Origin of the sequence: Rhodococcus sp. OK519 (genome assembly GCF_003051005.1) — a bacterium.
GTDB lineage: Bacteria > Actinomycetota > Actinomycetes > Mycobacteriales > Mycobacteriaceae > Prescottella.
In genome coordinates this window covers 112,931-137,216 of sequence record NZ_QAOW01000009.1, presented here as the reverse complement: position 1 = coordinate 137,216, position 24,286 = coordinate 112,931, and the positions used below count along the sequence as shown (strand labels likewise).

At 70.3% G+C, this 24,286-nt stretch carries 20 protein-coding genes and 1 pseudogene; 10 read left to right on the top strand and 11 right to left on the bottom strand.

The annotated features are described in order from the left end of the window. The first annotated feature begins 14 nt into the window (after nucleotides 1-14). The gene (locus C8K36_RS20620) at nucleotides 15-1,253 is read left to right on the top strand and encodes a glycosyltransferase family 4 protein (protein WP_107986434.1); all 1,239 of its coding nucleotides are present in this window, start codon (nucleotides 15-17) and stop codon (nucleotides 1,251-1,253) included. Here the strand turns inward: C8K36_RS20620 and C8K36_RS20615 are convergent. Continuing rightward, nucleotides 1,170-2,936: a hypothetical protein gene (locus C8K36_RS20615; protein ID WP_107986432.1), complete on the bottom strand. Its 1,767-nt coding sequence runs from the start codon at nucleotides 2,934-2,936 to the stop codon at nucleotides 1,170-1,172. The two genes, C8K36_RS20620 and C8K36_RS20615, sit on opposite strands and share 84 nt — an antisense overlap. 32 nt (nucleotides 2,937-2,968) lie before the next feature. On the opposite strand from C8K36_RS20615, the gene C8K36_RS20610 reads away from it, so the two are divergent. Further along, complete coding sequence (locus C8K36_RS20610; RefSeq protein ID WP_107986431.1) at nucleotides 2,969-4,171, top strand: polysaccharide biosynthesis protein; 1,203 nt, start codon at nucleotides 2,969-2,971, stop codon at nucleotides 4,169-4,171. Nucleotides 4,172-4,264: 93 nt separating this feature from the next. Next, nucleotides 4,265-5,278, top strand: a complete 1,014-nt coding sequence (locus C8K36_RS20605; RefSeq protein WP_107986429.1) for an alcohol dehydrogenase catalytic domain-containing protein — start codon at nucleotides 4,265-4,267, stop codon at nucleotides 5,276-5,278. Between the two features lie 107 nt (nucleotides 5,279-5,385). Here C8K36_RS20605 and C8K36_RS20600 read toward each other — a convergent pair whose 3' ends face one another. Beyond that, complete coding sequence (locus C8K36_RS20600; protein WP_107986427.1) at nucleotides 5,386-6,537, bottom strand: DUF3068 domain-containing protein; 1,152 nt, start codon at nucleotides 6,535-6,537, stop codon at nucleotides 5,386-5,388. Between the two features lie 206 nt (nucleotides 6,538-6,743). Here C8K36_RS20600 and C8K36_RS20595 point away from each other — a divergent pair. Continuing rightward, nucleotides 6,744-7,793, top strand: a pseudogene (locus C8K36_RS20595) (acyltransferase family protein); the annotation flags it as partial. A gap of 20 nt (nucleotides 7,794-7,813) precedes the next feature. Here C8K36_RS20595 and C8K36_RS20590 read toward each other — a convergent pair. The 4 genes from C8K36_RS20590 to C8K36_RS20575 form a co-directional block, all read right to left on the bottom strand. Beyond that, the gene (locus tag C8K36_RS20590) at nucleotides 7,814-12,154 is read right to left on the bottom strand and encodes an alpha-(1->3)-arabinofuranosyltransferase (protein ID WP_420910921.1); all 4,341 of its coding nucleotides are present in this window, start codon (nucleotides 12,152-12,154) and stop codon (nucleotides 7,814-7,816) included. Between the two features lie 10 nt (nucleotides 12,155-12,164). Continuing rightward, nucleotides 12,165-12,338 (bottom strand): DUF2613 domain-containing protein, encoded by a 174-nt coding sequence (locus C8K36_RS20585; RefSeq protein ID WP_107986423.1) that lies wholly within the window; start codon nucleotides 12,336-12,338, stop codon nucleotides 12,165-12,167. Between the two features lie 65 nt (nucleotides 12,339-12,403). After that, the gene (locus C8K36_RS20580; protein ID WP_107986422.1) at nucleotides 12,404-13,516 is read right to left on the bottom strand and encodes an isochorismate synthase; all 1,113 of its coding nucleotides are present in this window, start codon (nucleotides 13,514-13,516) and stop codon (nucleotides 12,404-12,406) included. 55 nt (nucleotides 13,517-13,571) lie between these two features. Then, nucleotides 13,572-14,039: a universal stress protein gene (locus C8K36_RS20575; protein WP_107986420.1), complete on the bottom strand. Its 468-nt coding sequence runs from the start codon at nucleotides 14,037-14,039 to the stop codon at nucleotides 13,572-13,574. A 130-nt stretch (nucleotides 14,040-14,169) separates the two neighbouring features. Between C8K36_RS20575 and C8K36_RS20570 the strand changes: the two genes are divergently transcribed. Then, the gene (locus tag C8K36_RS20570; RefSeq protein WP_181319660.1) at nucleotides 14,170-15,348 is read left to right on the top strand and encodes a glycoside hydrolase family 3 N-terminal domain-containing protein; all 1,179 of its coding nucleotides are present in this window, start codon (nucleotides 14,170-14,172) and stop codon (nucleotides 15,346-15,348) included. An 84-nt stretch (nucleotides 15,349-15,432) separates the two neighbouring features. Next, the gene (locus tag C8K36_RS20565; protein ID WP_107986637.1) at nucleotides 15,433-16,026 is read left to right on the top strand and encodes a TetR/AcrR family transcriptional regulator; all 594 of its coding nucleotides are present in this window, start codon (nucleotides 15,433-15,435) and stop codon (nucleotides 16,024-16,026) included. Nucleotides 16,027-16,086: 60 nt separating this feature from the next. Here C8K36_RS20565 and C8K36_RS24930 read toward each other — a convergent pair whose 3' ends face one another. The 3 genes from C8K36_RS24930 to C8K36_RS24925 form a co-directional block, all read right to left on the bottom strand. Beyond that, nucleotides 16,087-16,242, bottom strand: a complete 156-nt coding sequence (locus tag C8K36_RS24930; protein WP_181319659.1) for a DUF6131 family protein — start codon at nucleotides 16,240-16,242, stop codon at nucleotides 16,087-16,089. 63 nt (nucleotides 16,243-16,305) lie between these two features. Next, nucleotides 16,306-16,605, bottom strand: a complete 300-nt coding sequence (locus C8K36_RS20560; RefSeq protein WP_107986416.1) for a WhiB family transcriptional regulator — start codon at nucleotides 16,603-16,605, stop codon at nucleotides 16,306-16,308. 52 nt (nucleotides 16,606-16,657) lie between these two features. Next, a complete protein-coding gene (locus C8K36_RS24925; protein ID WP_181319658.1) occupies nucleotides 16,658-16,798 on the bottom strand; it encodes a hypothetical protein in 141 nt (46 codons plus the stop codon). Nucleotides 16,799-17,224: 426 nt separating this feature from the next. Between C8K36_RS24925 and C8K36_RS20555 the strand changes: the two genes are divergently transcribed. Beyond that, nucleotides 17,225-17,599, top strand: coding sequence for a hypothetical protein (locus C8K36_RS20555; RefSeq protein ID WP_107986414.1), 375 nt, complete (start codon nucleotides 17,225-17,227; stop codon nucleotides 17,597-17,599). 207 nt (nucleotides 17,600-17,806) lie between these two features. Next, nucleotides 17,807-18,112 carry a MerR family transcriptional regulator gene (locus C8K36_RS20550; RefSeq protein ID WP_258195522.1) on the top strand — a complete coding sequence of 102 codons (306 nt, stop codon included), beginning with the start codon at nucleotides 17,807-17,809 and terminating at the stop codon, nucleotides 18,110-18,112. A gap of 84 nt (nucleotides 18,113-18,196) precedes the next feature. On the opposite strand, the gene C8K36_RS20545 is transcribed toward C8K36_RS20550, so the two are convergent. Next, a complete protein-coding gene (locus C8K36_RS20545) occupies nucleotides 18,197-19,069 on the bottom strand; it encodes a MaoC/PaaZ C-terminal domain-containing protein (RefSeq protein WP_107986410.1) in 873 nt (290 codons plus the stop codon). Then, on the bottom strand, nucleotides 19,069-20,415 hold the full coding sequence (locus C8K36_RS20540) for a 3-oxoacyl-ACP reductase (protein ID WP_107986408.1): 1,347 nt from the start codon (nucleotides 20,413-20,415) through the stop codon (nucleotides 19,069-19,071). Before C8K36_RS20540 ends, C8K36_RS20545 begins: the two co-directional genes overlap by 1 nt. A 160-nt stretch (nucleotides 20,416-20,575) precedes the next feature. Here C8K36_RS20540 and C8K36_RS20535 point away from each other — a divergent pair, with 160 nt between their 5' ends. Both C8K36_RS20535 and C8K36_RS20530 read left to right on the top strand, forming a co-directional pair. Next, nucleotides 20,576-21,913 carry an acetyl-CoA C-acetyltransferase gene (locus tag C8K36_RS20535; RefSeq protein ID WP_107986636.1) on the top strand — a complete coding sequence of 446 codons (1,338 nt, stop codon included), beginning with the start codon at nucleotides 20,576-20,578 and terminating at the stop codon, nucleotides 21,911-21,913. A gap of 286 nt (nucleotides 21,914-22,199) precedes the next feature. Beyond that, entirely contained in the window at nucleotides 22,200-24,257 is a 2,058-nt protein-coding gene (locus C8K36_RS20530; protein WP_107986406.1) for a VanW family protein, read from the top strand. Nucleotides 24,258-24,286 lie beyond the last annotated feature (29 nt).

The window sequence follows — 24,286 nt, the reverse complement described above, 5'->3', positions numbered from 1 at the left end:
GAGGGGGCACGCACGTGCGAGAGGTTCTCCTGCTGTGCTGGCGCGACACGGGTCATCCCCAGGGCGGCGGCAGCGAGCGATACCTCGAGGAAGTCGGGGCCGGACTCGCGCGCCGCGGCATCAACGTCACCCTCCGCACCGCCGGGTACCCCGGCGCCCCGCGCGAGGAGACGGTGGACGGCATCCGGATCGTGCGCGGCGGCGGCCGGCTCACGGTGTATCCGCGGGCGCTCGGTGCGATCGTCGCGGGACGCCTCGGGCTGGGCCCGCTCGCCGGACTGCGGCCCGACGCCGTCATCGACACCCAGAACGGCATCCCGTTCTTCTCCCGGACCGTGTCCGGCGCACCCGTCACGGTGCTGGTCCACCACTGCCATCGTGAGCAGTGGCCGGTCGCCGGTCGCCTGATGGGGCGGGTCGGCTGGTGGATCGAATCGTGGCTCTCGCCGCGCGTACACCGCGACAGCCAGTACCTGACTGTGTCGCTGCCGTCGGCCGACGAACTCACCGACCTGGGCGTCGAGCGTGACCGAGTTGCCGTGGTGCGCAACGGGGCCGACGCGATTCCTGTCGGGGTCGCGCCCGGTGGCGACGACACCCGCACCACCCATCCGAGTGTGTGCGTGCTGTCGCGGCTGGTGCCGCACAAGCAGATCGAGGACGCCCTCGCCGCCGTCGCGCAGCTGCGCCGAACCATCCCCGAACTGCACCTCGACGTCATCGGCGGCGGCTGGTGGGGGCAGAACCTGCGCGAGCGGGCCGACGAACTCGGCATCGGCGACGCGGTCACCTTCCACGGGCACGTGCCGGAGGCTCGCAAACACGAACTGCTCGCGCGGTCGTGGGTGCACGTGATGCCGTCGCGCAAGGAGGGCTGGGGTCTCGCGGTGATCGAGGCCGCGCAGCACGGCGTCCCCACCGTCGGCTACCGCAGTTCCAAGGGACTCACCGATTCGATCATCGACGGGGTCACAGGCCTGCTGGTCGGCGGCGACTCCGACGACGCCGCGGCCGATCGGGCGACCGCCGTGCCGGCGCTGGCATCCGCCGTCGAATCGCTGCTGCTCGACGCCGAACTCCGCGCCGACCTCGGTCGCAAGGCGCGGCTGCGGGCGAACGAGTTCTCGTGGGAACAGACCGCGGCGGGCGTGCACGCGGTGCTGGCGGCGTCAGCCTCGGGACGGCACGTGTCGGGGCTCATCGCCGGCGTCGAAACCGTGACGGCCGCGTCGGTGGGCCTGCAGGACGCCTAGCCCGCCGGTCACCAGCAGCGCCGCCCAGAGCAGGTGCGCGGCGAGTGCCTCGCCCCGACCCTCCCTGGCGTCCGGGGGGATGCTGCCCGGCACCCGGTAGAGCGCGAGTTCGTCGTCGGCGAACACCGGCTCGAGCTGTTCGAGGGTGCGCTGCGAGTCGCCGAGCGGACCGGGCGTGGTGCGTTCGACGAGCACCCACCGGACGTTCTCGTCGACGAGCGCCTGCGGTCCGGCACCCGAGAGCAGCAGGTTCTCGACGCGCGTGGCGCGAGCGCCCTCGCCGGCGACGCTCGACGCCTCACCCACCACCAGCTGCCCGGTCTGTAGGACGTCCCTCGGCAGCATCCGCGGCGCCGGATCCAGGACGGGAGCGTCGCCGCTGTAGGGGAACTTGCGGAACATGCCGGTGGGCAGCACCGCGACGTCGCCGGCCTCCTTCGACGCCTCCAGTTGCGCGGCGGCGCGCTGCCACGCCGCCGGATACTGCACCGGCTTCAGTGCCCCGCCGACGCCCCACACCAGGTCGGGCAGCGCGAGCACGACGGCCGCGATCGCCGCGACGGGGACGGTCGCGGGGAGCGACACCCGCGCGGACAGCGACCGGACCCCGGCCGCCGCGGCCAGCGCGTACAGCGGCGCGGCGAGGGCCACCCACTTCTGGCTGTCGCGCAGCAGTCCCGCGCCGGGCACCTGCTGGGCGGCCCACTCGCCGACCGCCAGACCCCACCCGGTCGCACCGAGCGCGGGCAGCAGCACCGCGAGACCGGCGAGGACCGCGAGCGCGACGATCACCGGGTGGCGTCGTCGCCGCCACAGCGCGGGCAGTCCGCAGACCACGACCGCGAGCAGCGCCGCCGTCCCGGCCAGCGCCCACAGCGACGTCCGCGACTCGGGCACGGCGGTGGAGTTCCAGATCCCGCCGAGGCCCGCGAGGCTGCCGATGGTGCCCAGCCCGGGTTCGGCGCGGGCCGCGAACGCCGCGACACCCGCCGGATCGGACGTCCCGCCGCCCCCGGACAGCGCGGTCGCCGTCAGCCACGGCGCCGACGCGGCAGCGAACAGCAACATCGTCCACAACAGTCGAGGTGCGATGCCCCCGCGCCCACCCGGAACCGCGAGGACGGCGAGCGCGACGACGAACGCCAGGATCGCGCCGGTCGGCGTCAGCCCCGCCGCCGCCAGGCACAGCGCCAGCGCCCACCACGCGCCCGGGCGCCCGCGCCGGATCGCGACCGCGGCGCACACGACCCACGGCAGCGCGGCGTATCCGGTGAGCAGGCTCCAATGCCCTTGCAGCACACGTTCGGCCACGTACGGGTTCCACAGCATCACAGTCGACGCCACCAGTTGCGGTCCGAGCCCGGCGCCCGGCAACGCGACCGCGGCCATGCGGGCGGCACCCCACCCGGCCAGCCACAGTGCGGCGAACATGATCGCCTTCACCAGGACGCCGCCGTCGACGACGGAACTCAGCACCGCAACCAGCCAGTCCTGCGGAACCGCGCGGGCGGCAGCATCCGTCAGCCCCAGCGCCGAGTCGGTGACGTACGAGCGGGGAGTGCTCACCGCGTCGCGGATCAGTAGATAGCCGGGGCCCAGCAGGGGACCGAGGATCAGCGCCGCCAGCACGAGGCTGTAGAGCGATGGCACGGCGCGCACGAGAAACGGGTGCCGTGACGTCATGAGCGGCACTGTACGTGGTGCATCATGAGCGGATGCCACGCCAATCGCTGACCGGCTCCACGGTCGCCGGGATGACGATGGTGACCGCTGGTTCGATGACCGCGAACGTCGCGGCCTACGTCCTCCAACTGGTCGCGTTGCGCTGGCTGGGGCCTTCGTCGTACGGCGAATTCGCGAGTCTGCTCGCCGCGCAGTTGGTGCTCGCGGTGCCCGCCCTGGCGCTGCAGAGCGTCGTGGCCCGCGAGGTGGTGCACGGCAAGGGCACCGCCGCGCTGCGGGCACTGGGCTACCGCTGCGCCGCGATCGTCGGCGTGATCGCGCTGGTGCTGGTGCCGGTGGTTTCCGCGATCCTCGACACCGGCCTGGCACCCACCCTGTGGGCGCTGGCCGCCGCGCCGCTACTGGTGTTGCTCGCCACCGAACAGGGCCTGCTGCAGGGATCGGGCCGCTTCGGGGAACTGAGCGTCGTGCTCGCCGGCGCGGGCGTCGCGAAGGTGGTGCCCGCGGTCGCGGTCCTCGCGGCCGGCGGTGGGCCCGGCGCGATGCTGCTCGCTGCGGCCGTCGGCACCGGTGTCATGGTCGTCATCGCCCGCCTCCTCGAGCGTCGGCGCGGCGACGACGCCGGCGCGTCCGCCGTCATCGGGGTGGCCACGGTGCTGCGGGCGTCGCAGGTGCAACTCGCGATGATCGCGCTGTCGTCGGTGGATCTCCTGATCGCGCGGATGGTGCTGTCCGACACCGACGCCGGCATTTACGCGGCCGGCGCCGTCGCGACCAAGGCCGCGTTCTGGCTGCCGCAGGCCATCGGGGTGGTGCTGTATCCGCGGATGGCGAACCCGGCGCACTCGGCCACCGCGGTGCGCTCGGCGCTCGGGGTCCTCGTCGGGTTGGGTGTCGTGCTCGTCGTGGGTGCGGCGCTGGTCGCGCCGGTCGCGACGATGCTGTTCGGCGACGACTATGCGCCCGTGCAGGGCATCCTCTGGATGTTCGCGTGGAACGGCGCCGCGCTCGCGGTGCTGCAGGGTGCGCTGCTGTCGGCGATCGCGGCGGAGCGGACGCAACTGGCGATCGTCGCGTGGGTGGGTCTCGCGGTGGAGGCCGTGCTGATGTTCACCGTCGCCGACACCGTCGCCCAGTTCGTCACGGTCGCAGCCACGACGGCGACGGTGACCGCCGCCGTCGCCGCCGTCCTGGCGTTGCGCAGCGCTCGCGCGAACCGCGTCGCTACCGGCTAGCGCGTCCCGTCGTCGGAGATCGCCCTTGTCACGGCCCCGGCCGACGCGTTTGACTGGGAGACGGACTGGCCGCCCCACCCCCGCGAGGTTGCGATGCCGACTCATCGAGCAGTGCACGTCCGATCCGCTGGTGAACCGTTGACGCTCGTGGATGTCGAGACGACGTCCCCGGGCCCCGGTCACGTCCGCATCGCGGTAGCCGCGTGCGGCGTCTGCGGTACCGACCACGGCTTCGTCAGCGGCGGATTCCCCGGCATGACGTGGCCCCTCACTCCGGGGCACGAGATCGCCGGGACGATCGCAGAACTAGGGGAGGGCGTCGAGGACCACTCGGTGGGCGAGCGCGTGGCCGTCGGCTGGTTCGGCGGCTGCTGCAACCGGTGCGTCCCGTGCCGACAGGGCAGGCTGATCCACTGCGAGAATCTGCAGGTGCCGAGCTGGCAGTACCCCGGCGGCTACGCCGAGTCGGTGATCGCCCCGGCCAACGCGCTCGCGCGAATTCCTGACGAACTGTCCTTCACGGAGGCGGCACCCCTCAGCTGCGCCGGCGTCACGACATACGACGCCCTGCGGAAGACCCGCGCGCGGCCCGGGGATCGGGTCGCGGTGCTCGGGGTCGGCGGGCTCGGACATCTCGGTGTGCAGTTCGCCCGCGCGATGGGCTTCGAGACGATCGCGATCGCGCGCGGCGCCGGCAAACGCGAGGACGCCGAGCGGCTGGGCGCCCACCACTACGTCGACTCGACGGCAGACGACGTCGCCGGGGCCCTGCAGGCGCTCGGCGGCGCGGCGGTGGTCCTCGCGACGGCCGCGAACTCGCAGGCGATGGCCGACACGGTCGGTGGGCTGCTGCCGCAGGGCGAGCTGGTGGTCATCGGCGCCACCACCGACCCGCTGCCGATCAGCCCGATGCAGCTCATCCTGCCGGGGATCGGCGTCACCGGTCATCCGTCCGGCACCGCCCGCGACGTGGAGGAGACCATGCACTTCGCGGTGCTGTCGGGCGTGCGTGCCCGCATCGAGGTGCGTCCCCTGGCCGACGCGGCGAACGCCTACGCGGCGATGGACGAGGGCCGGGCGCGCTACCGCATGGTCCTGACGATGTGACAGCGAACGACTGTGACGGCGAACGACTGTGACGGCGAACGACTGTGACGGCGAACGACAGAGCCCCCGCGCGGTGATCCGCGCGGGGGCTCTGTCGTAAGCGCCTGTTACTGCTGGCGCGGCGGCTCGGTGAAGCCGCCCTTGTCCATGTTGACCGTGGGGAATTCCTCGGTCTTGTCGGTGGTCCAGTCGCGGTCACCCGTGGGTGCCGTTCCGGATCCGCTCGGCGGGTTCGCCGGGCCACCGGCGGTCGCGCCCTTGTTGCCGCGTCCACCGCGCAGGCCCAGCACGATGCCGGCGATCAGCGAGATGGCGCCGAGGATGCCGGCGACGATCGGCAGGGTGCGGCCGAACAGCGACAGCTTGTCCTGGCCGTCCTTGGCCTGACCGATCTGGTACTCGATGGTGCTCTCGTCGAACGGCAGCGTCGCCTTCAGTACCGTGACCTCGGGCTTGGCCTTGTCGCGGGCGTAGTACTGGTACAGCTTCTCCTGGCCCTGGATGACGACACCGGTGATCGGGTCGACCCAGACGTCGCGCTCGTTCTGGTACCAGCGGATCATCGTGACGGGCTGGTCGTCGCCGGGTACGCCCCACGTCTTGGCCGGCAGCGTCAGCTTGTTGGTGGGCGCCGACGGGACGACCTTCGACAGGTCGACCGGCTCGATCTTCTGGTTGTAGTGGTACACCTTCATTCCGTTGATCTCGGTTTCCTCAACGAAATTGATGTCCTGCGTGGAGCGCGAATTCAGGTCGAAGTAGGGGTAGCTCTTCTTTTCCGCGTCGAACGGCCACTTGTACTGCAGACCCGTGTGCGAAACCTCTTCGGCCGGCTGGTCGGCCGACGTCTGGATGGTGCCGACGGGCGGCTCCACCGGCATCGAGCTGACGCGGTCCGCGGTGAGGCGGTCGACGGTCGCGGTCAGCAGACCACTCTCGCCCTGCTTGTCGGTGCGGATCAGCGTCTGACCGGCCTGGAGCGAGATCACGTCGGCGTCGGACGGCTGCTCGGTGATGACGTACCGCTGCGCGACGATCGGCACGTTGGTGTTCACCTCGGCCTTGCCCGCCAGCAGCGCCTTGGAGTCGAGCACGTCACCGTTGCCGGTGGCGACGGTGGTGACCTCGAGGTCCAGCGGCGTCTTCTTGAGCTTGTCGACGGTGTACGCGGGAATGAGGAACGCGACGGCGAGCAGGAAGGTCCCCAGGCCCACCAGAATGCACGCGAGTATTCGGCTCGGGCCTGAGCGCTCGGCCATGCTGTCTCCTAACTCAATGTTCTTGAATTGAGATACCCCCACCGGCAGCGTGCCCGCTGCACGGGTCGCACGGTGCCTGACGTTTCTCGACACCACGTGAGCCCAGACACTAACAGTCTCGTTGTCCCATTTGCGTCAGCACCGGCGTTCGGGATCGTTCACGTCGCTCTTTCGGTTCTGCAACGACCCGGGCACACTTGACGGCGATGAACAGCTCACACCTCGCCACGCCGGCCCCGGTCGGCAATCCGCGGGCGTTCGTTCCCGCGCTCGAGGGGATGCGCGGGTTCGCCGCTTTCGGTGTTCTGGTCACCCACGTCGCGTTTCAGACGGGGTCCACCGGTGATCCGGTGATCGGCCGGATCTGGGGGCGGTTCGACCTCGCGGTCGCGGTCTTCTTCGCGCTGTCCGGCTTTCTGCTGTGGCGTCCGCACGCGGCGTCGGCCCGGGGGCTCGGCCCGTCGCCCACGATCCTGAAGTACTGGTTCAACCGCGCGGCCCGCATCCTGCCCGCGTACTGGGTGCTGGTGATCCTGGTGCTCGCGTTCCTCCCCGCCGCCGGTGGCGGCTGGACGGTGTGGATGTCGAACCTGGCGCTGCTGCAGGTGTTCGTGCCGCTCACGCTCACCGAGGGCCTGACGCAGATGTGGAGTCTGTCGGTCGAGGTGGCGTTCTACATCTTGCTGCCGATCATCGCGCTGGCCTTGGTGAAGCTGCGGGGCACGAACGCCCGGTTCCGGGCGCCGGTGCTGCTCGCGCTGGCATCGGTGTGCCTGGTGTGGGCGTTCCTGCCGATCCCGGCGCCCGACGGCATCCACCACGACAACTGGCTGCCCGGGTACATCCCGTGGTTCGCGGCCGGCATGCTGCTCGCCGAACTCGCGATGGTCGGCGGGACGTGGGTGCACCGCCTCGCCGAGCATCGGGTGTGGATGGCGGCGATCGCGGTGGTCGCGTTCGGGTTGTCGACGACGTGGCTGGCCGGCCCGGAGGGTCTCGTCCGCGCCGAGCCGTGGCAGTACGCCGCCAAGATCGTGCTCGGCGCGATCATGAGTTTCGCGCTGCTGGCACCGCTGGTCCTGGCCGGGCATCGGCACCGGATCCTGGCGAGCCCGGTCGCGCTCGCGGTGGGACGGTGGTCGTACAGCCTGTTCATCTGGCATCTTGCGGTGCTGACGATCGTGTTCCCGATGTTCGGCATCGCCCCGTTCAACGGCAATTTCTGGTTCGTCCTCGCAGTCACCACAGTGCTGAGCATCGCGGTGGCGTCAGCCAGTTACGCGCTGGTCGAGGACCCTGCCCGCCGTGCCGTCCACCGCTGGGAGAAGCGCCGCCACATCGGCGACCGCGACAGCGGCAGTGCTGCCACTCCGGCGCAGACGACGCCGATCAGCGCGAACAGCTGAATCAGGAACGAGTGACCCACGTAGCCGTCGGCGGCCCGCCACGGCCCGGTCGACAGCAGCGCCGACGCGATCACCGTGGAAACTCCGGCGACACCGACGAGCACCCGGGCCGCGAACGCCTGTCCCCGCCACCGTGACAACCCGAGCGCCGCGGCGGCGACGAGCACGGCGGTAGCCGTGCCGACAGGCCCCGCGACCAGCGTCGCGACAGCCCCGACGCCGACGGCTGCGGCCACGACACTGTGCCACGGCCGAGGGGCGGGCCCGGTCTCGCGCTCGCGCCGCCGCGCCGCCGCCGCCAGCAGGACGAGGGGGATCAGGAGCAGCAGACCGAACGCGATGCCCGCGCGGTACCAGCGGTCGGACGGGAACGTGAGCGTCACGACGCCGTCCGTTCCGGCGGGCACGATCCAGCCCTGCTGCCAGCCGCCCACGACGACGGGCTGCAATTCGGTGCCGTCCGGCGCGGTCGCTACCCAGCCGACGTTGGTGCTCTCGGGCACCACCAGCAGCTGATCGGTGCCGGACGCTGCGACGTCGAGTTCGCGCAGGTTCTCGGTCCACCGGCCGACGGTGGGCGACGACAGCGGGGCCGGCGGCGGTGCAGGCGCGGCGTCGAGGCGCAGGTTGTCGACGGTGAAAGCGGGGCCCGGGGCGACCACGACGTCCTGACGTCCGGCGGGCAACGGGGCGGGCGCGGGATCGCACGGCGTCGCGGTCACCGGCTGCCCCGACGCCAACTGCCGCGCGGTAGCGGTGATCGACGTGCGCACGAGGGTGCCGCCGACGGAGATCGTGGGGCCGATGTCGCAGCCGACAGTGACGGTGCGATCGGTCTGCGCGGTCGCGGTTCCCGGGACGGGGCGGCCGCCGTCGCCGAGCACGGTCACTTCTGACAGTCCGGCGGGCTGGAGTTGCAGGAAGCCGAGCGCGGTGCGGTCGAGGACGTCGTGCCATTTCACGAGGCTCAGCACGATCGTGTCGGTGACCTGCGGTTCCAGCGGGATCGTCTGCGGTGCTGAGAGGTCTTCCTCGTTGTCGAGCTCGCGGGTTTGCGGGCCGTTGCCGAGATTGACCGCGACCCGGCTCGGCGACGCCGGCAGGCTGCCGGGGCTCGGGGTCAGCCGCAGCCCGGTCACGAGCGTGGGCTGCGGCAGCCGGATCGTCAGCGTCGGCAGTCCGCCCTTGCGCTGCGCGCTGTCGGTGGGTGCCGTCCACGACGTCGACACGTCGCCGTCGACGGCCGCGGCGGCGGTCCCGCGGAGTTCGACGCCGTCGGCAGCGCCGTGCGCCGACACCGCGGCAGGGTCGGTGACGATGCCCTCGAGCGCCGCACCGGGGCGCGGACGCAGAGTCAGTTGCGGTGTGACGACGGTCGATTCGGGCACCGACAGCGTCCGGCTGAACGTGCCGGGCTCCTCGGGCGGCAAGACCAGCGAGCCGCTGCAGTGGACCCGGTCGGGGCCGTCGGCGCAGCCCGCGCGCCCGGGCAGTTCCTGCCCCAGATCCCAGCCGCGGACCTGCGCGCCGTCGGGCGTCGCCGGCAGCACGGTGCGGTGGACGATCGGGACGGGCACCGGGTTGCCGGTCGAGTAGTCGTCGATCGAGATCTCGCTGACGCCGAACTGGTAGCCGGGGGAGCCGTCCTCGGTGTGGGTGGCGAGAATCCGCAGCCACGGTGTCGTGCCCGACGGCAGTGATACGTCGACGGGTTCGCCGGGCTTGTCGACCTTGACCGACGTCGAACCGTTCGGCGTCTCGATTCGGATCCACTTCACGGGCGGGCCGAACGCGGCGGGGCTGGTCGTGAAGTGCAGCATGCCGCGCGTGATCGGGGTGTCGAGGTCGAGGCGCAGCCACTGGCCGCGGGCTGTCTCGAGGCCGTTGCTCAGCCACGCCGTCGCCGGGTCGCCGTCGACGGTCGCGGCCGGTCCGCTGCCAGGCGCGGTGCCGCCCAGTTGGGTGGCGTCGGAGGCCGAACTGGAGACGGTGATCGCCGCGCCGGACCATTCGCCCTGCACCAGCGGCGCGCCCGGCACCGGGTAGTCGGGGACCGCGTTGTAGGTGCGGCGCGGGTCGTCGGGGCTGCGCAGCGCTGAACTGTGGTTGTCGACCTGGCCGAAGTCGGTCTCGCGGTCGGTGGGGGTGTCGGTGACGGTCACCGATCCGGCGTCGCGTCCGGCGCGCGCCGCGTCGGCCGCGAGCAGCGCGGGGCCTGTGACGGTGCCGTTCTCGGCGAGGCGCAGCAGCGACTCGGAACCGCCCTGCACGACGGGCACCCGGTCCAGATCGACGGCGTACGGCCCGGCGGGCGGTGTCGCGTCGCCCGGCGAGGTGACGCGGTAGATCTCGATGGCCGGGTAGCCGGGACGCAGGTCGCTGTCGATCACGACGCCGTCGACGGTGTCCGGGACGATCTCCTCCCCGAACCGGGCCACCTTCTCGAGGCCCGGCGAGCCGTCGACCGTCTGGTGCACCAGCAGCGGCCGCGCAGATCGGGACGTCTCGGGGTCGAGGTCGTTGCGGACGACGACGTAGCGGATGCCCTGGCCGAGCAGGGTGTCGGCGAGGCCGGCGGACGGGCGGCCGTCGGCGATGAGGCGCTGCACCGAGTCGAGCGCGCGGATGGCGCCGGGCGGCACGAGCGGGACGGCGTCGCGCACCGCCCACGGTGTGGACACGAGCGCCTGCAGCGGCTCGTCGCGCGTCAGGCCCCACACCTGCGCGCCGAAGGGGGCGCCGGGGACGACGAGGGCGCGTTCGGCGTCGGCGCCCGAGCCGGACCCGGCGGCGTGGTCCTCGAGCCACTGCGCCGCGTCGTGCCAGTACGACGGCACCTCGTCGTACGCGCCGCGCGGGGCGAGACGCCCGGACCAAGCGAGCGACGTCGTGAGGGTGAGCGCGACCAGCAGTAGCGTCGCGACCGCGACCATCGGCTCACGCTCGGGGTGCGCGAACGCGGTGCGCCAGCGGCGCAGCGGCACGGACCCGGGCAGCGGCACCTTCGCGAGGAGGTGCGCGAGGCCGAGGACGAGCGGCAGCCGGACCAGCGGTTCGAGCTTGTGGACGTTGCGCAGTGGCGCACCGGTGCCGTCCAGGAAGTCGCGGACCTGGTCGGCGATCGGGGAGCCGAGGTCGCCGAGGTAGCCGGCGCCCAGACCGGCGATGCCGACCAGCAGGATCAGCGTCAGCCGTCCCTTCGCGGGCATGCGGCGCATGCACAGGCCGGCGAGGCCCGCGGCGGCGATCAGCCCGGTCGCGACGACGGCGACCGGCTGCGTCACGAGGACCGTGCCCGCGACGCGTTCGGGGGAGACGAACGGCGTCCAGCTGTCGGTGCCGCGCAGCACCTCGGTGAGTGACGTCCACTGGGTCGTGACGCCGGCCGATTCGATGTAGTCGAGGAACGGCGGGCTCACCTGGCCGAGCAGCAGCAGCGGGACGATCCACCACACGGTCGCCAGCAGCAGGCACGGGATCCACCATGCGGTGAACACCCACCAGCGCCGGTTGGGGCGGTGCGCGATCCACCACAGCCCCGCGACCAGGCAGGCGGCGGCGGTGGCGACGGCGTTGACGGCGCCCATCAGCGCGACCGCGAGCGCCGATTGCGCCGCGAGCCGGCCCAGGCTGTGCGTCCGGTCGGCTCGCCAGGTCGGGGAGGTCGCCAGGATCACCGGCAGCAGCACCCACGGCGCCAGCATCATCGGCAGCGACTCCGACGAGATGGACCCGATCGTGGTGAGCACGCGCGGCGACAGCGCGAACGCGACGGCCGCGATGATCCGGGACGAGCGGCTGCCGATGCCGAGGGCCTCGGCGACGCGGATGACGCCCCAGAATCCGGCGACGATCAGCAGCGCCCACCACACGCGCTGCGTGATCCACGGGGGGACGTTCAGGAACTCGCCGAACGCGAAGAAGAGGCCGTGCGGAAAGAAGTAGCCATAGGCCTGGTTCTGCACCTGACCCAGCGGGGCGAGGCTGCTCCACTGGTGGGCGGCACGGGTCAGGAAACCGATCGGATTCTCGGTGAGGTCGTACTTCGTGTCGGCGACCACCAGGCCCGGCGACTGCAGCAGACACAGGATCAACGCGACGAACCCGGCGCCGAGAAGCCAGCGCCGGGTCAGTGGTTCAGTCGAGGGTTCGACAGAAAGCCCCCCGTCGGCGTGACCGCCGGACGAGGGGGACGTGCGGGAACGCGCGATGCCTGCGGGCTCAGCGGCTGCCGTACTCAACCTGGTTCAGGATCGACGAGGGCGCGTTTCCGGCGCGGTCGATGTCCGGGAGGGTGTTGTCCTGGGCGGCCGCGGTGACCCCGAGGACGGCACCGACACCGACGACGGCACCGATCACAGCGCTGGCAACGCCGGGGACAAGGAACTTCGCCATCTCGGATCTCCCATGGTCAAGCCGCCGGGTACGCGAGTGCTACTCGTGCGTACGTGATGTCCGGGTCAAGGTATCACCCGCGGGGTCGGTGGCGGGGCGTCCACGCCGAGTGCCCCGAGGAGAGTGCCGAGTTTCGTGGTGGTCTCGTCGAGTTCGGTGTCGGGGTCCGAGGCTGCGACGATCCCGCCGCCGGCCCACGCGAGGGCCGAGGTGCCGTCGGCGTCGATCTCGGCGCAGCGGATCGCGACCACCCAGTCGCCGTCGCCGGACGCGTCGCACCAGCCCACGGCACCGCCGTAGAAGCGGCGGTCACCTTCGACATCGCGGATGGCGTCGAGCGCCGGCCCGGTGGGCGTGCCACACACCGCGGGGGTGGGGTGCAGTCGTCTCGCGAGGTCCAGCGACGTCGTCGCCGGGTCCAGCAGTCTTCCGCGGATGGGACTGGCGAGGTGCCACAGTTCGCCGGTGCGGGTCAGTTCGGGCGTGGCCGGCACGTCCAGCTCCGGACACAGCGGTCCGAGCACGTCGCGGATCCACTCCACCACGTACGCGTGCTCGGCGAGGTTCTTCGCCGAGGCCAGCAGTCCCGCGCCCTCCGCGCGGTCGGCCCCCGGGTCGGCGCGGCGAGGAGCCGAACCCGCCAGCGGCCGGCACGTGACGGTGTCGCCGCGGCGGCTCAGCAGGATCTCGGGGCTGGATCCGACAAGGGTGTGCCCGCGGTAGGACTCGCCCGCCGCGGTGAGGTCGACGGCGAACCCGTTGGCCGTCTCGTGGCGGCCGATCATGCGGGCCGCGAGTGCCTCGGGGTCGATCGGCTGGTCGGCGGTCAGGCGCACGGCCCGCGCGGCCACCACCTTGTCGAACTCGCCGCTGCGGAGTCGGTGGATCAGTCGGCGCACGCGCTCGACGTGTTCGGCGGCGCTCGGGACTTCTCCGGCGATCCGCACGCGCGGGAGGGATGCGACTGTGTCGGGGCGCCACGGCCCCGCGCTCCACGTCGCCGCCACGGGCGCGGTGAGTGCAGTGGGCGCGGACGGATCGAACGGCAGCGCGCCGACCACCAGATCGGTGCGGCCGTCGGCGATCGCGGCCGATGCGGCGGCGACGGTGTCGAAGCGGTCCCGCGCCCCGGTGGCGCGCAGGGTCCGATCCGAACGGGAGAGAAGGAAGCCGTCCATGGTGCTGCCGACGATAGTCGGGTCACCGCGGACGGCCGCCTCCAGGTTCGCGCCTCTACTTACCCGGCGGAACGATCAGCACCGGCCGGTGACTGTGCCGCAGCACGTGGTCGGCGACGCTGCTCTGCAGCAGCGACCGCAGCCCCGTCGTGCCGCGGGTACCGGTGACGATGATGTCGGCGTTCAGTTCGTCGGCGCACTCGACGATCGCGGACCAGATGGCGGTCGACGACTCGCAGCAGCGACCCTCGGCGTTGAGCCCGGCGGCCAGCGCGAGGTCGACGCCCTCGTCGTTGGTGGTGCGGGCATCGACCAGCGCGACGTCCTCGGACTGCTCGTCGGGTACCCACTCGGGCTGCATGACGCCGGACAACCCGGACATCCGCGCCGCCTGTCGAACCATCGGTTCCCAGGCAGTGACGACGACGGCGCGATTCGCGGCCAGGAATCGGCCGGCGTGCTGGATCGCCCTCTTGGCGTTGTCGGAGCCGTCGTAAGCGATGAGCATGAGATCTGCAGGCACTGTGACCTCCTGATATCGGGGTCGACCGCCGGTGGCGGCCTTCGGCTTCCGTTCTTGAAGATTACCTTGCCATTACCTGTGCCGCGCGGCTCGAAAACAGCTCGGAACGATGTCGACTACCGTCGAAAGCATGCGAATCCGACACGCGTTCGCCCTCGCTCTGTGCGCCGGTCTCGTGACGGCGTGCTCCTCCGGTGACGGCACCGACACCAGCACGACGTCCGCGCAGCCGTCGTCGACGTCCGAAACGGCGGCGTCGTCGACGAATGCGCCGTCGGCGCCGTCGCCCTTCGGGTCCGCGATGTGCGGTCCCGGCTTCCTGAATGCACTCACCGAGCGGCAGAAACTCGCGCAGTTGCTCACCGTGGGTGTCACGGGCACCGCGGACGCCCTCGACGTCGTGAAGTCCGAGGGCATCGGCGGCATCTTCGTCGGCAGCTGGACCGACGAGTCGATGCTCGCGAACGACGAGGTCGCGCAGGTCGCGGAGGCCAGTGCGGTGCCGCTCATGGTGACGATCGACGAGGAGGGCGGCCGGGTGTCCCGCGTGGACCAGTTGTTCGGCCCGGATCCGTCGGCCCGCGAGGCGGCGCGCACCATGACGACCGAGCAGACCTATCAGATGGCGCTCGAGCGGGGCCGTCAGCTGCGGAGTGTCGGAATCACCGTCAATTTCGCCCCCGACGTCGACGTCAGCAGCCAGTCGGATGATTCGGTGATCGGTGACCGCTCCTTCTCGGACGACCCGGAGGTGGTGACGCGGTACGCGGAGGCGTACGCACGTGGTCTGCGGGAGGCCGGAATCCTGCCGGTGCTCAAGCACTTCCCGGGCCACGGGTCGGCATCGGGCGACTCGCACACCGGGGCCGTCACCACGCCGCCGCTCGATCAGTTGCAGGACTCGGATCTGGTGCCGTTCCGAAATCTGGTGGACACCGAGGTGGGCGTCATGCTCGGACACCTCAGTGTGCCGGGGCTGACGACCGACGGGCTGCCGGCCAGTCTGAGCCCGCAGGCCGTCGAACTGCTCCGCAAGGGGACCGGGTACGACGCGCCGCCGTTCACCGGCCCGATCTTCACCGACGACCTGAGCGGGATGAAGGCGATCACCGATCGGTACGACATCGCCGACGCGGTGGAGCAGGCGTTGAAGTCGGGGGTGACGGTGGCGCTGTGGCTCACGACGGACGACGTCCCGCGGGTGCTGGACCATCTCGAGGAGGCGGTCGACAAGGGTCGGTTGCCGCAGTCGCAGGTGGATTCGTCGGTGCTCACGCTGGCGCGTGCGAAGGGCGCTGTGACCTGCTGAGGATCACCTGGGTCACAATGGAATGACCGTTGATCTTCTTACCGTAGAGTAAGATGGCATCTCTTACCTGTGGTTGGAGGAATGATGGCTGGAGGCACCAAGCGGCTGCCCAGGGCTGTGCGCGAGCAGCAGATGCTCGACGCCGCCATCGAGGTCTTCTCCGACAACGGCTTCCACGACGCGTCGATGGACGCGATCGCCGCCAAGGCGAGCATCTCGAAGCCGATGTTGTACCTCTACTACGGCTCCAAGGACGAGTTGTTCGCCGCGTGCATCCACCGCGAGGGCGTGCGGTTCGTCGAGGCCATCTCGCCGGCCGGGGATCCCACGCTGCCGCCGCGGGAGCAGTTGCGCGCCGCGCTCACCGGTTTCCTCGGGTTCGTCGACGCCAATCGTCGCTCGTGGATGGTGCTGTACCGGCAGGCGATCGGTCAGCAGACTTTTGCGTCCCAGGTGGGCAGTAGCCGGGACCGGTTGATCGAGCTCACCGCCAAGTTGCTCGAGTCGAGCACCAAGGACCCCGATGAGGGGACGGACTTCTCTATCATGGCCGTCGCGCTGGTCGGCGCCGGTGAGGCTGTCGCCGACCGGGTGGCGGGCGGCGAGATCGCGGTCGGCGACGCCGTCGATCTGCTCGAGAATCTCGCATGGCGGGGTCTGGCGGGCAAGAAGAAGTAGTAGCGGCCGAATGTACGAGTGGCCCCGGGCATCGATGCCCGGGGCCACTCGCATTCTCGATCAGTACCAGTGTTTGCGGCCACCGACCGCGCGGCCCGCGGCACCGAGGATGAGCAGGATCGCGCCGACGACCAGTGCGATGACGCCCAGGGTCCACAGGATCGGGATCTTGATGAGCAGACCGATGACGAGCAGGATGATGCCGAGAGTAATCATGTTGTGGACCTTGCGCTTTCGGTAGGGGTTGGATCTTTCGGTAGGGGAGAGGTCGGTGCGTCGTCAGGCCGCGGGGCGTTGCCGGACGCGGCGCCCGCGCAGGGCGATTGCCCGCTCGGATTCGCCCATGCCACCCCAGACGCCGAACGGTTCCGGCAGGGCGAGAGAGTGCTCGAGGCAGGCCTTCACGACCGGGCAGGTCGCGCAGATCGCCTTGGCGCGCCGCTCACGCATCATGCGTGCGTTGCCGCGCTCGCCGGTCGGGGGGAAGAAGATCGATTCGTTCATGCCCTGGCAGCTGCCGTTCTGCTGCCATTCCCAGGTATCCGCCAGGGGCGCGAGGTTGGGGCTGAGTCCGGTCATCGAGTGCTCCTCGTGAAAAGTTCGTGGATGGTCGATCGCGTAGCGGGCGCCGTCAGGCAGCGCTGAGTTCGGGTGTCTCGCCCGTGTGGGGGACGTCCGCGAACATGTTGTCGAGTCGACGCTTGAGTTCCTCGGTGCTGAGCGACCAGGTCGCCGAGGCGCGGCCTGCGGCAGCCGAGCGGTATGCACTCACGTGTAGTCATCCTTTCTTCTGATACGGCCCACCCGGCGCCGGCAGGGCCTCTCGGCTTGCCGACCAGGTTCGGAAGACCGGTGGTTGGAGTGCATCCGTCGGCCGCGGGCGCGGCCTGGTCTGACATCTCCGTCTCACTCTTCTTCGCTTGCATCTGGAAGCTTTGACTTCTGAACCGTACAACAAAATCTGTGTCCGTCAAAACAGATTAATTGAACTGTGCCGTGGATTGGATCTTCCGTGCAGGTGGGAGGGGATTGTTCGCGCGTGTCGGATCGGCGGCATATGTCGCTGCTAGCGCGCCGTGATGGGCCGGTGGCCGGGTAACGTTCGTTGCAGAGACGTGATCGTGCGGGCTTGCCGGTCGCGAATCGTCGTCTCCGCCGCCGCATCACTTGCGACGGCCTTCCAGACAGAGGTGACTCAGTGCCACGTACTCGCGAATACGCCGATCACTACGCAGATGCGCTCACGGCGCTCGCTGCGGCGACGCACCGGCCCGCGAACGTGGTCAACACCGGCGCCGGCTACGCGATTCGCGTGGATTTCGAGTACAACCGCTTCCTGCTGGCGACGAATCATGAGGTCGAGGGGCTGTCGGGTGACCAGGCCTCCGTGGAACGCTGGACGGTTCGCTTCTTCCAGGCAGTGCCCGACGGCGGTGCGGAGGAACTCGTCGCGGCCGAGCATCAGTGGCTGGCGGATGCGTTCGATCAGGCAATCGCGGAGCTCGGGCGCACCGGTAACCGGATCGAGGCGGACATGGAGTTGGGTGAGCTGAGCGCCCCCGGCGACGTGTGATCCTCCCCGCCGGTTCCGCGTGAGCCGGGGCACAAAGAATCTTCGTCTGCCGCCGCACATTCGATGCGGGCTCGGTGTTACGGTGAGTCGTCAGCACAAGCTCGCGGACGGTGCGCAGACAAGACCCTGATCGTCTGAACGGGGTCGGGTGGACTGACCGCGCACGCGATTCCCCGCGACCGAACTCGACGCGATATGAAGGCCACGATGACGCAACAGTCTCCGCCCCGCTCTACCCGCGGAGTCTACGGAATTTCGGTCACCTCGGAATTGACCGGGATCGGTCCGCAGACTCTGCGACTGTACGAGCGGCGCGGCCTGATCCACCCGTCGCGCACGGGCGGTGGCACGCGGCGCTACAGCGAGGACGACATCTATCGTCTGGCGCGGGTGTCGGACCTGGTCGAGGCGGGCGTCAATCTCACCGGTATCCGGCAGATCCTCGATCTCGAGGCGTCCAACGCCGAACTCTCCGTCGAGAACGAGCGGCTGCGAACCGAACTCGGGCAGTAGCACCGACGAGCACCGACGAGCACCGACGAGCACCGACGACGACGCCCGGGCTCCCTTTTCAGGGTGCCCGGGCGTCGCGGTTCGTCAGCGCAGGGTCGCGCTCAGGTGCGGGTACCCCTTCTTGGGGTTCTTGAGTGACAGATCCCAGCCGTCCGCGGTTCGGTCGGCATACAGGTTCACGGTGGCCGGCAGCACGATCGGCTTGCCGAAGCGGACGCTGTAGGTGACCGCGTCGGGTATCCGCCCCTCGAGGGGTTGCAGTGCCGCCGCGGCGCTCCACATGCCGTGCGCGATCGTGCCCGGGAAGCCGAATGCCTTGGCACCCAGCGAGGAAACGTGGATCGGGTTGCGGTCACCCGACACCGCCGCGTACCGGCCGATGATCTTCTGATCCACCCGCAGGGTGCGGGTGGGCGGGGGCGGGACCTCGTCCGTGCGTTCGGTCTTCGGTTCCTTCGGCGCGCCGGTGGGGTGCATCTTGAGGAACGTGCTGACCTGACGCCACACGAGTTCCCGGCCCACCGATACCTCGCTGACGAGGTCGACCTGTGTGCCCTTCGCGTGGGGCCGCAGGTTCTCGGCGTGGACCTTCAGATCGAGCGGTTCGCTCACCGAGATCGCTCGCAGCTGCTCGATCACGTTGTCCGTGTGTACGGAACCGATTGCCGGGAAGGGGAACTCGCGCGAGGTCAGCAGGCGCATCACGGTCGGGAACACGAGTGTGAACGGATACGTGATCGGCAGGGTGTCGCCGAATCGCAGTCCGCACACCTTCGCGTATGCCGCCAGGTTGTCGTGGTCGACGCGCAGGCCGGACAGGGCCAGCGTCTCCCTCGGCAGGCTCCTACGGCCGGACGGCTTCGCGAACGGCAGTGCGCCGAGCGCGGCACGCGCGTAGTTGTCGAGGGTTCCGGGCTGCTCGCGCAGCTGCACGAGAGTGCCCTTGCCGCCGGCCATCACGCGCCCAGCAGGGACTGACCGCACACCCGGACGACCTGGCCGGTGACGGCGTTGGATGCGGGGCTCGCGAAGTACGACACGAGTTCGGCGACGTCGACCGTCTGACCGCCCTGCAGGAGCGAGCTCATGCGGCGTCCGGCCTCGCGGGTCGCGAACGGGATGGCCGCGGTCATCGCGGTCTCGATGAAGCCCGGCGCCACCGCGTTGATGGTGATCTTCTTCTCCGCCAGCACCGGCGCGGTTGCCTGGACCAGGCCGATGACGCCGGCCTTCGAGGTGCCGTAGTTGGTCTGGCCGCGGTTGCCGGCGATGCCGGCGATGGACGACACGTCGACCACGCGGCCACCCTCGCGCAGCACGCCCTTGGCGACCAGTGCGTCGGTGATCTTCTGCGGGGCAAGGAGGTTGACGCCGAGGACGCTGTTCCAGCGGGACTCGTCCATGTTGGCGAGCGTCTTGTCGCGGGTGATGCCGGCGTTGTGGACGATGATGTCGACGCCGCCGTGCCGCTCCGTGAGATGTTCGGCGAGCTTGTCGGCCGCGTCAGGGGCCGTGACGTCGAGGGCGAGGGACGTGCCGCCGACCTTGTTGGCGGTGTCGGACAGCGCCTGACCGGCGGCCGGGATGTCGGCGCACACGACGTGGGCGCCGTCGCGGGAGAGCACCTCGGCGATGGTGGCGCCGATGCCGCGGGCGGCGCCGGTCACGACGGCGACTTTGCCCTCGAGCGGGCGGTCCCAGCTGGCGGGGGCGACGGAATCCTCGGCGCCGACGCGGATGACCTGGCCGTCGACGAACGCGGACTTGGCCGACAGCAGGAAGCGCAGGGTCGACTCGAGGCCCGACAGGCCGGGTGCGGCGTCGGGGGAGACGTAGACCAGCTGGGCGGTCGCGCCGCGCTTGACCTCCTTGCCGACGCTGCGGGTGAAGCCCTCGAGGGCGCGCTGGGCGATCTGTTCGTCGACGCCCGAGGTCAGCTCGGGGGTGGTGCCGAGCACGACGACACGGGCGGACGGCGCGAGGTTGCGGATGACGGGCTGGAAGAACTCGAACAGCTGGACCAGCTCGGTGACCTGGCCGATGCCGGTCGCGTCGAACACCAGCGCGCCGTAGCGGTCGTCGTGCGGCTGCGCGGCGGGGTAGTCCGACAGTAGTTCCCGGATCGGCTCCGCGAGGCGGCCCTTGCCGCCGATGAGGACCGGACCGGCCAGCGCGGGCTCGCCGGCCTTGTAGCGGCGCAGCTTCTCCGGCTGCGGCAACCCGGCCTGCTTGGCGATGAACGCGCCCGGCGCGGACGAGAGGAACTGTGAGTAGAGGTCGGGAGCGCCCTTGCTGGCTGCCACGGTCCACCTTCTTTGTCGCAATCGGGCACCCGTGCATCCGGGTGCGGTGTCGACATTGAACTTACTCTGGAGTAAGTTCAATGTCGAGTGTAGGAACCCCCGCCGAGGCGGATCGACCATGCGGATCTCGAGCAGATCCCCCAGCTACATGGAGACCGACGTGACCAGCAGAGCCCGTAACCGCAACGCCAAGCCGGCATCCGCACCGCAGTCCGGTGGTCGGCAGTTTCGTCCCGTCGCCATCGTGGGCGGCAACCGCATTCCGTTCGCGCGCTCGGACCGGGCTTACGCCCACGCGTCCAACCAGGACATGTTCACGGCGACGCTCGACGGGCTGGTCAGTCGCTTCGGTCTGCAGGACGAGCGCCTCGGCATGGTCGTCGGCGGGGCGGTACTCAAGCACAGCCGCGACTTCAACCTTATGCGCGAGTGTGTTCTCGGCAGCGCCCTGAGCCCGTACACCCCGGCCTACGACCTGCAGCAGGCGTGCGGCACCGGTCTGCAGTCGATCATCGCGGTCGGCGACGCCATCGCTGCCGGGCGGATCGACGCGGGCGTCGGCGGCGGTGTGGACACCACGTCGGACGCTCCGATCGGCGTCAACAACGAACTGCGCGAGTTCCTGCTGTCGGTGAACCGTGCCCGCTCGACGGCGGATCGCGTCAAGCTCGTCGGCCAGTTGCGTCCGTCGATGGTCGGCATCGAGATCCCGCGCAACGGCGAGCCCCGCACGGGCCTGTCGATGGGCGATCACGCCGCGATCACCTCGAAGGAATTCGGCGTCCGGCGTGAGGCCCAGGACGAACTCGCCGCCGCGAGCCATCGGAACATGGCCGCCGCATACGACCGGGGCTTCTTCGACGACCTGGTCACCCCGTTCCTGGGCCTGACCCGCGACGACAATCTGCGGCCCGACTCGAACGTCGACAAGCTGGCGACGCTGAAGCCCGTGTTCGGCACCAAGCTGGGTGACGCGACCATGACCGCCGGCAACTCCACCCCGCTCACCGACGGCGCGTCCGCGGTACTGCTGTCCACCGACGAGTGGGCGGCCGAGCGCAATCTGCCGGTGCTCGCGCACCTGGTGGATTCGGAGACCGCGGCGGTCGACTACATCCACGGCGGCGACGGTCTGCTGATGGCGCCCACCTACGCAATCCCGCGACTGCTCGAGCGCAACGGTCTCACTCTGCAGGATTTCGACTTCTACGAGTTCCATGAGGCATTCGCATCCGTCGTGCTCGCGACGCTGCAGGCGTTCGAGTCGGACGAATACTGCAAGGAGCGCCTGGGCCTCGACGGTGCCCTCGGCAGCATCGACAGGTCCAAGCTCAACGTCAACGGATCGTCGCTCGCGGCGGGGCACCCGTTCGCGGCCACGGGCGGCCGGATCGTCGCCTCGCTCGCGAAGATGCTGGCAGAGAAGGGTTCGGGTCGCGGTCTGATCTCCATCTGCGCTGCCGGTGGCCAGGGCGTCACGGCCATCGTCGAGGTCTGACACGGCGGCTTCGTCCAGGAAACCGAACAACCCGCACAGCGGGTTGTAACGCTCCCGGGGCGGCCTCGATAATCCAGTTGGCTCCGCGTTGTTGCCTGACCCCCGACCTGGCAACGGCGCGGAGCCACTCTGCGTTTCGCGTCGCGACAGACCGCGTGGAATGATTCGTCGGACGCCGTCTGGCGGGATTCTTGAACAGTCGTGTGTGTGACCGCGACTATCCTCACGGGAGAACACGCAATGCGACGGCCCAGCACGGTGTCGATTCGGCAGGAGGGGCCTTTCCATGAGTGACGAGCGCGACCGCGTCCATGACGGGGATGTCCATGACGGGGATGACGGCGTGGACGGCCCCCGGCCCGACGACAACCCCACCGAGATCCTTCCGGTGGTCCCTGCCGAAGATGCGGACGGCGCGTCCCTGAACGACGCGTCCCCGGACGAACCGGCGGCCGGACCCTCGGGCGAGCCCTCCCCGGACGAACCGGCGGACGAACCCTCGGGCAATTCCGCTTCCGACCATTCCGCGGATGCGCCGACCGAGGTGTTCGCGGCCACCCCGACCGATCCGGAACCGGCCGCTGAACCGGTTGCAGAAGCCCCCGGTCGGCGGCGTTGGGTGAAGTATGTCGCGGCTGCGGGCGGTGTCGTCGCCGTCGCGGTGATCGCATACGCGGTCGACTGGGTCGTGTCGGCCGACCGGGTGCCCCGCGGTGTCACCGTCGCCGGCGTCGAGATCGGTGGGCAAGATCCGCAGACTGCCGAGGCGACGCTGCGCGCGGCGCTCGGCCCCCGCGTGGATCGTCCGGTCCCGGTGCGTGCCGGCAGCACCGACAGCGAGATCGTTCCGGCGCAAGCCGGGGTGGGCATCGACTGGACGGCGACGGTCGACCGTGCGGGCGAGCAGCCGATCAACCCGTTCACTCGTCTGGCGTCGCTGTTCACCAACCAGGAGATCGGTGTGGTCTCCACGGTCGACGACGCCGCGCTGACCGGCGCGATCGTCGGCGTGCAGCAACAGTCCGACCGCGCGCCGCGTGAGGGCAACATCGTGTTCGAGGGGACCTCGGTGGTGCCCGTCGCGCCGCTGCCCGGGCAGAACCTGCAGGTGGAGCCCGCGAAGGACACTTTCGTCGCGGACTGGGCGAACGGCACCACCGTCGACCTGCCGGTCGAGACCGTCGACGTCACGGTCACACAGGCCGGCGTCGACGCGGCCGTGCGCGACGTCGCGAACCCCGCGGTGTCCGCCGACGTCGAGGTGACCGGCAAGAACGGTGCGGTGGCAACGCTGCCGCGCGACCAGGTCGGCAAGGTCCTGAGCTTCGCACCCGACGGTGGTGGCGGGCTGTCGCCGCAGTACAACGTCGAGGCGGCCACCGCGATCCTGTCGCCGCAGCTCGCGAGCACCGAGACCAAGCCGAAGGACGCGTCCATCAGCCTGTCCAGCGGCTCGCCCGTCGTGGTGCCGTCGGTCACCGGCGAGCTCGTGCAGTGGGCCAAGACGCTCGAACCGCTGCCCGCGCTGCTGACGGCGCCGGGTCCGCGCACCACCCCCGCGGTGTACGAGCCGGCCGAACCCGCGCTCACCACCGACGGCGCGAAGGCGCTCGGGATCCGCGAGGTGATCGGCGAGTACACCACCGGCGGCTTCGAATACGCGTCGGGCGTGAACATCCGCCTCGCGGCGAGTGCGATCAACGGTGTCATCGTCAAGCCGGGCGAGACGTTCTCGTTCGACGCCGAGACCGGACCCCGCGGCTCGGCGCAGGGCTACGTCGACTCGGGCATCATCAACAACGGTCGCCCGGACAAGGCGGTCGGTGGTGGCATCAGCCAGCTCGCGACCACCCTCTACAACGCCTCGTACTTCGCGGGCATGGAAGACATCGACCACACCGAGCACAGCTACTACATCTCGCGGTATCCGGCGGCGCGCGAGGCGACGGTGTTCGAGGGTGCGATCGACCTGAAGTTCCGCAATCCGTCGAAGACGGGCGTCATGGTCCAGACGATCGGCACCAACTCCAACATCACGGTGCGGATCTGGGGCACCAAGACCGTCGACGTCGAATCGGTCACCGGTGGCCGGACGAACCAGACGTCGCCGAACACCATCACGCTTCCGGCCGGCCCGCACTGCGTGCCGTCCAGCGGCGCACCGGGATTCACCACGAGTGACACCCGGATCATCACGGACGCGAACACCGGCGCGGAGATCTCCCGCAACACCCGGACCGTCCGCTACGACCCGGTGCCGATCGTGAAGTGCGTGTCGAACGAGCCGGCGCCGAAGCCGTCCGAGGACACCAGTACGTCACCGTCGCCGACCCCGGGCGGTTAGTCGGGTTCGTCCCCCTCCACAGCTGCGGG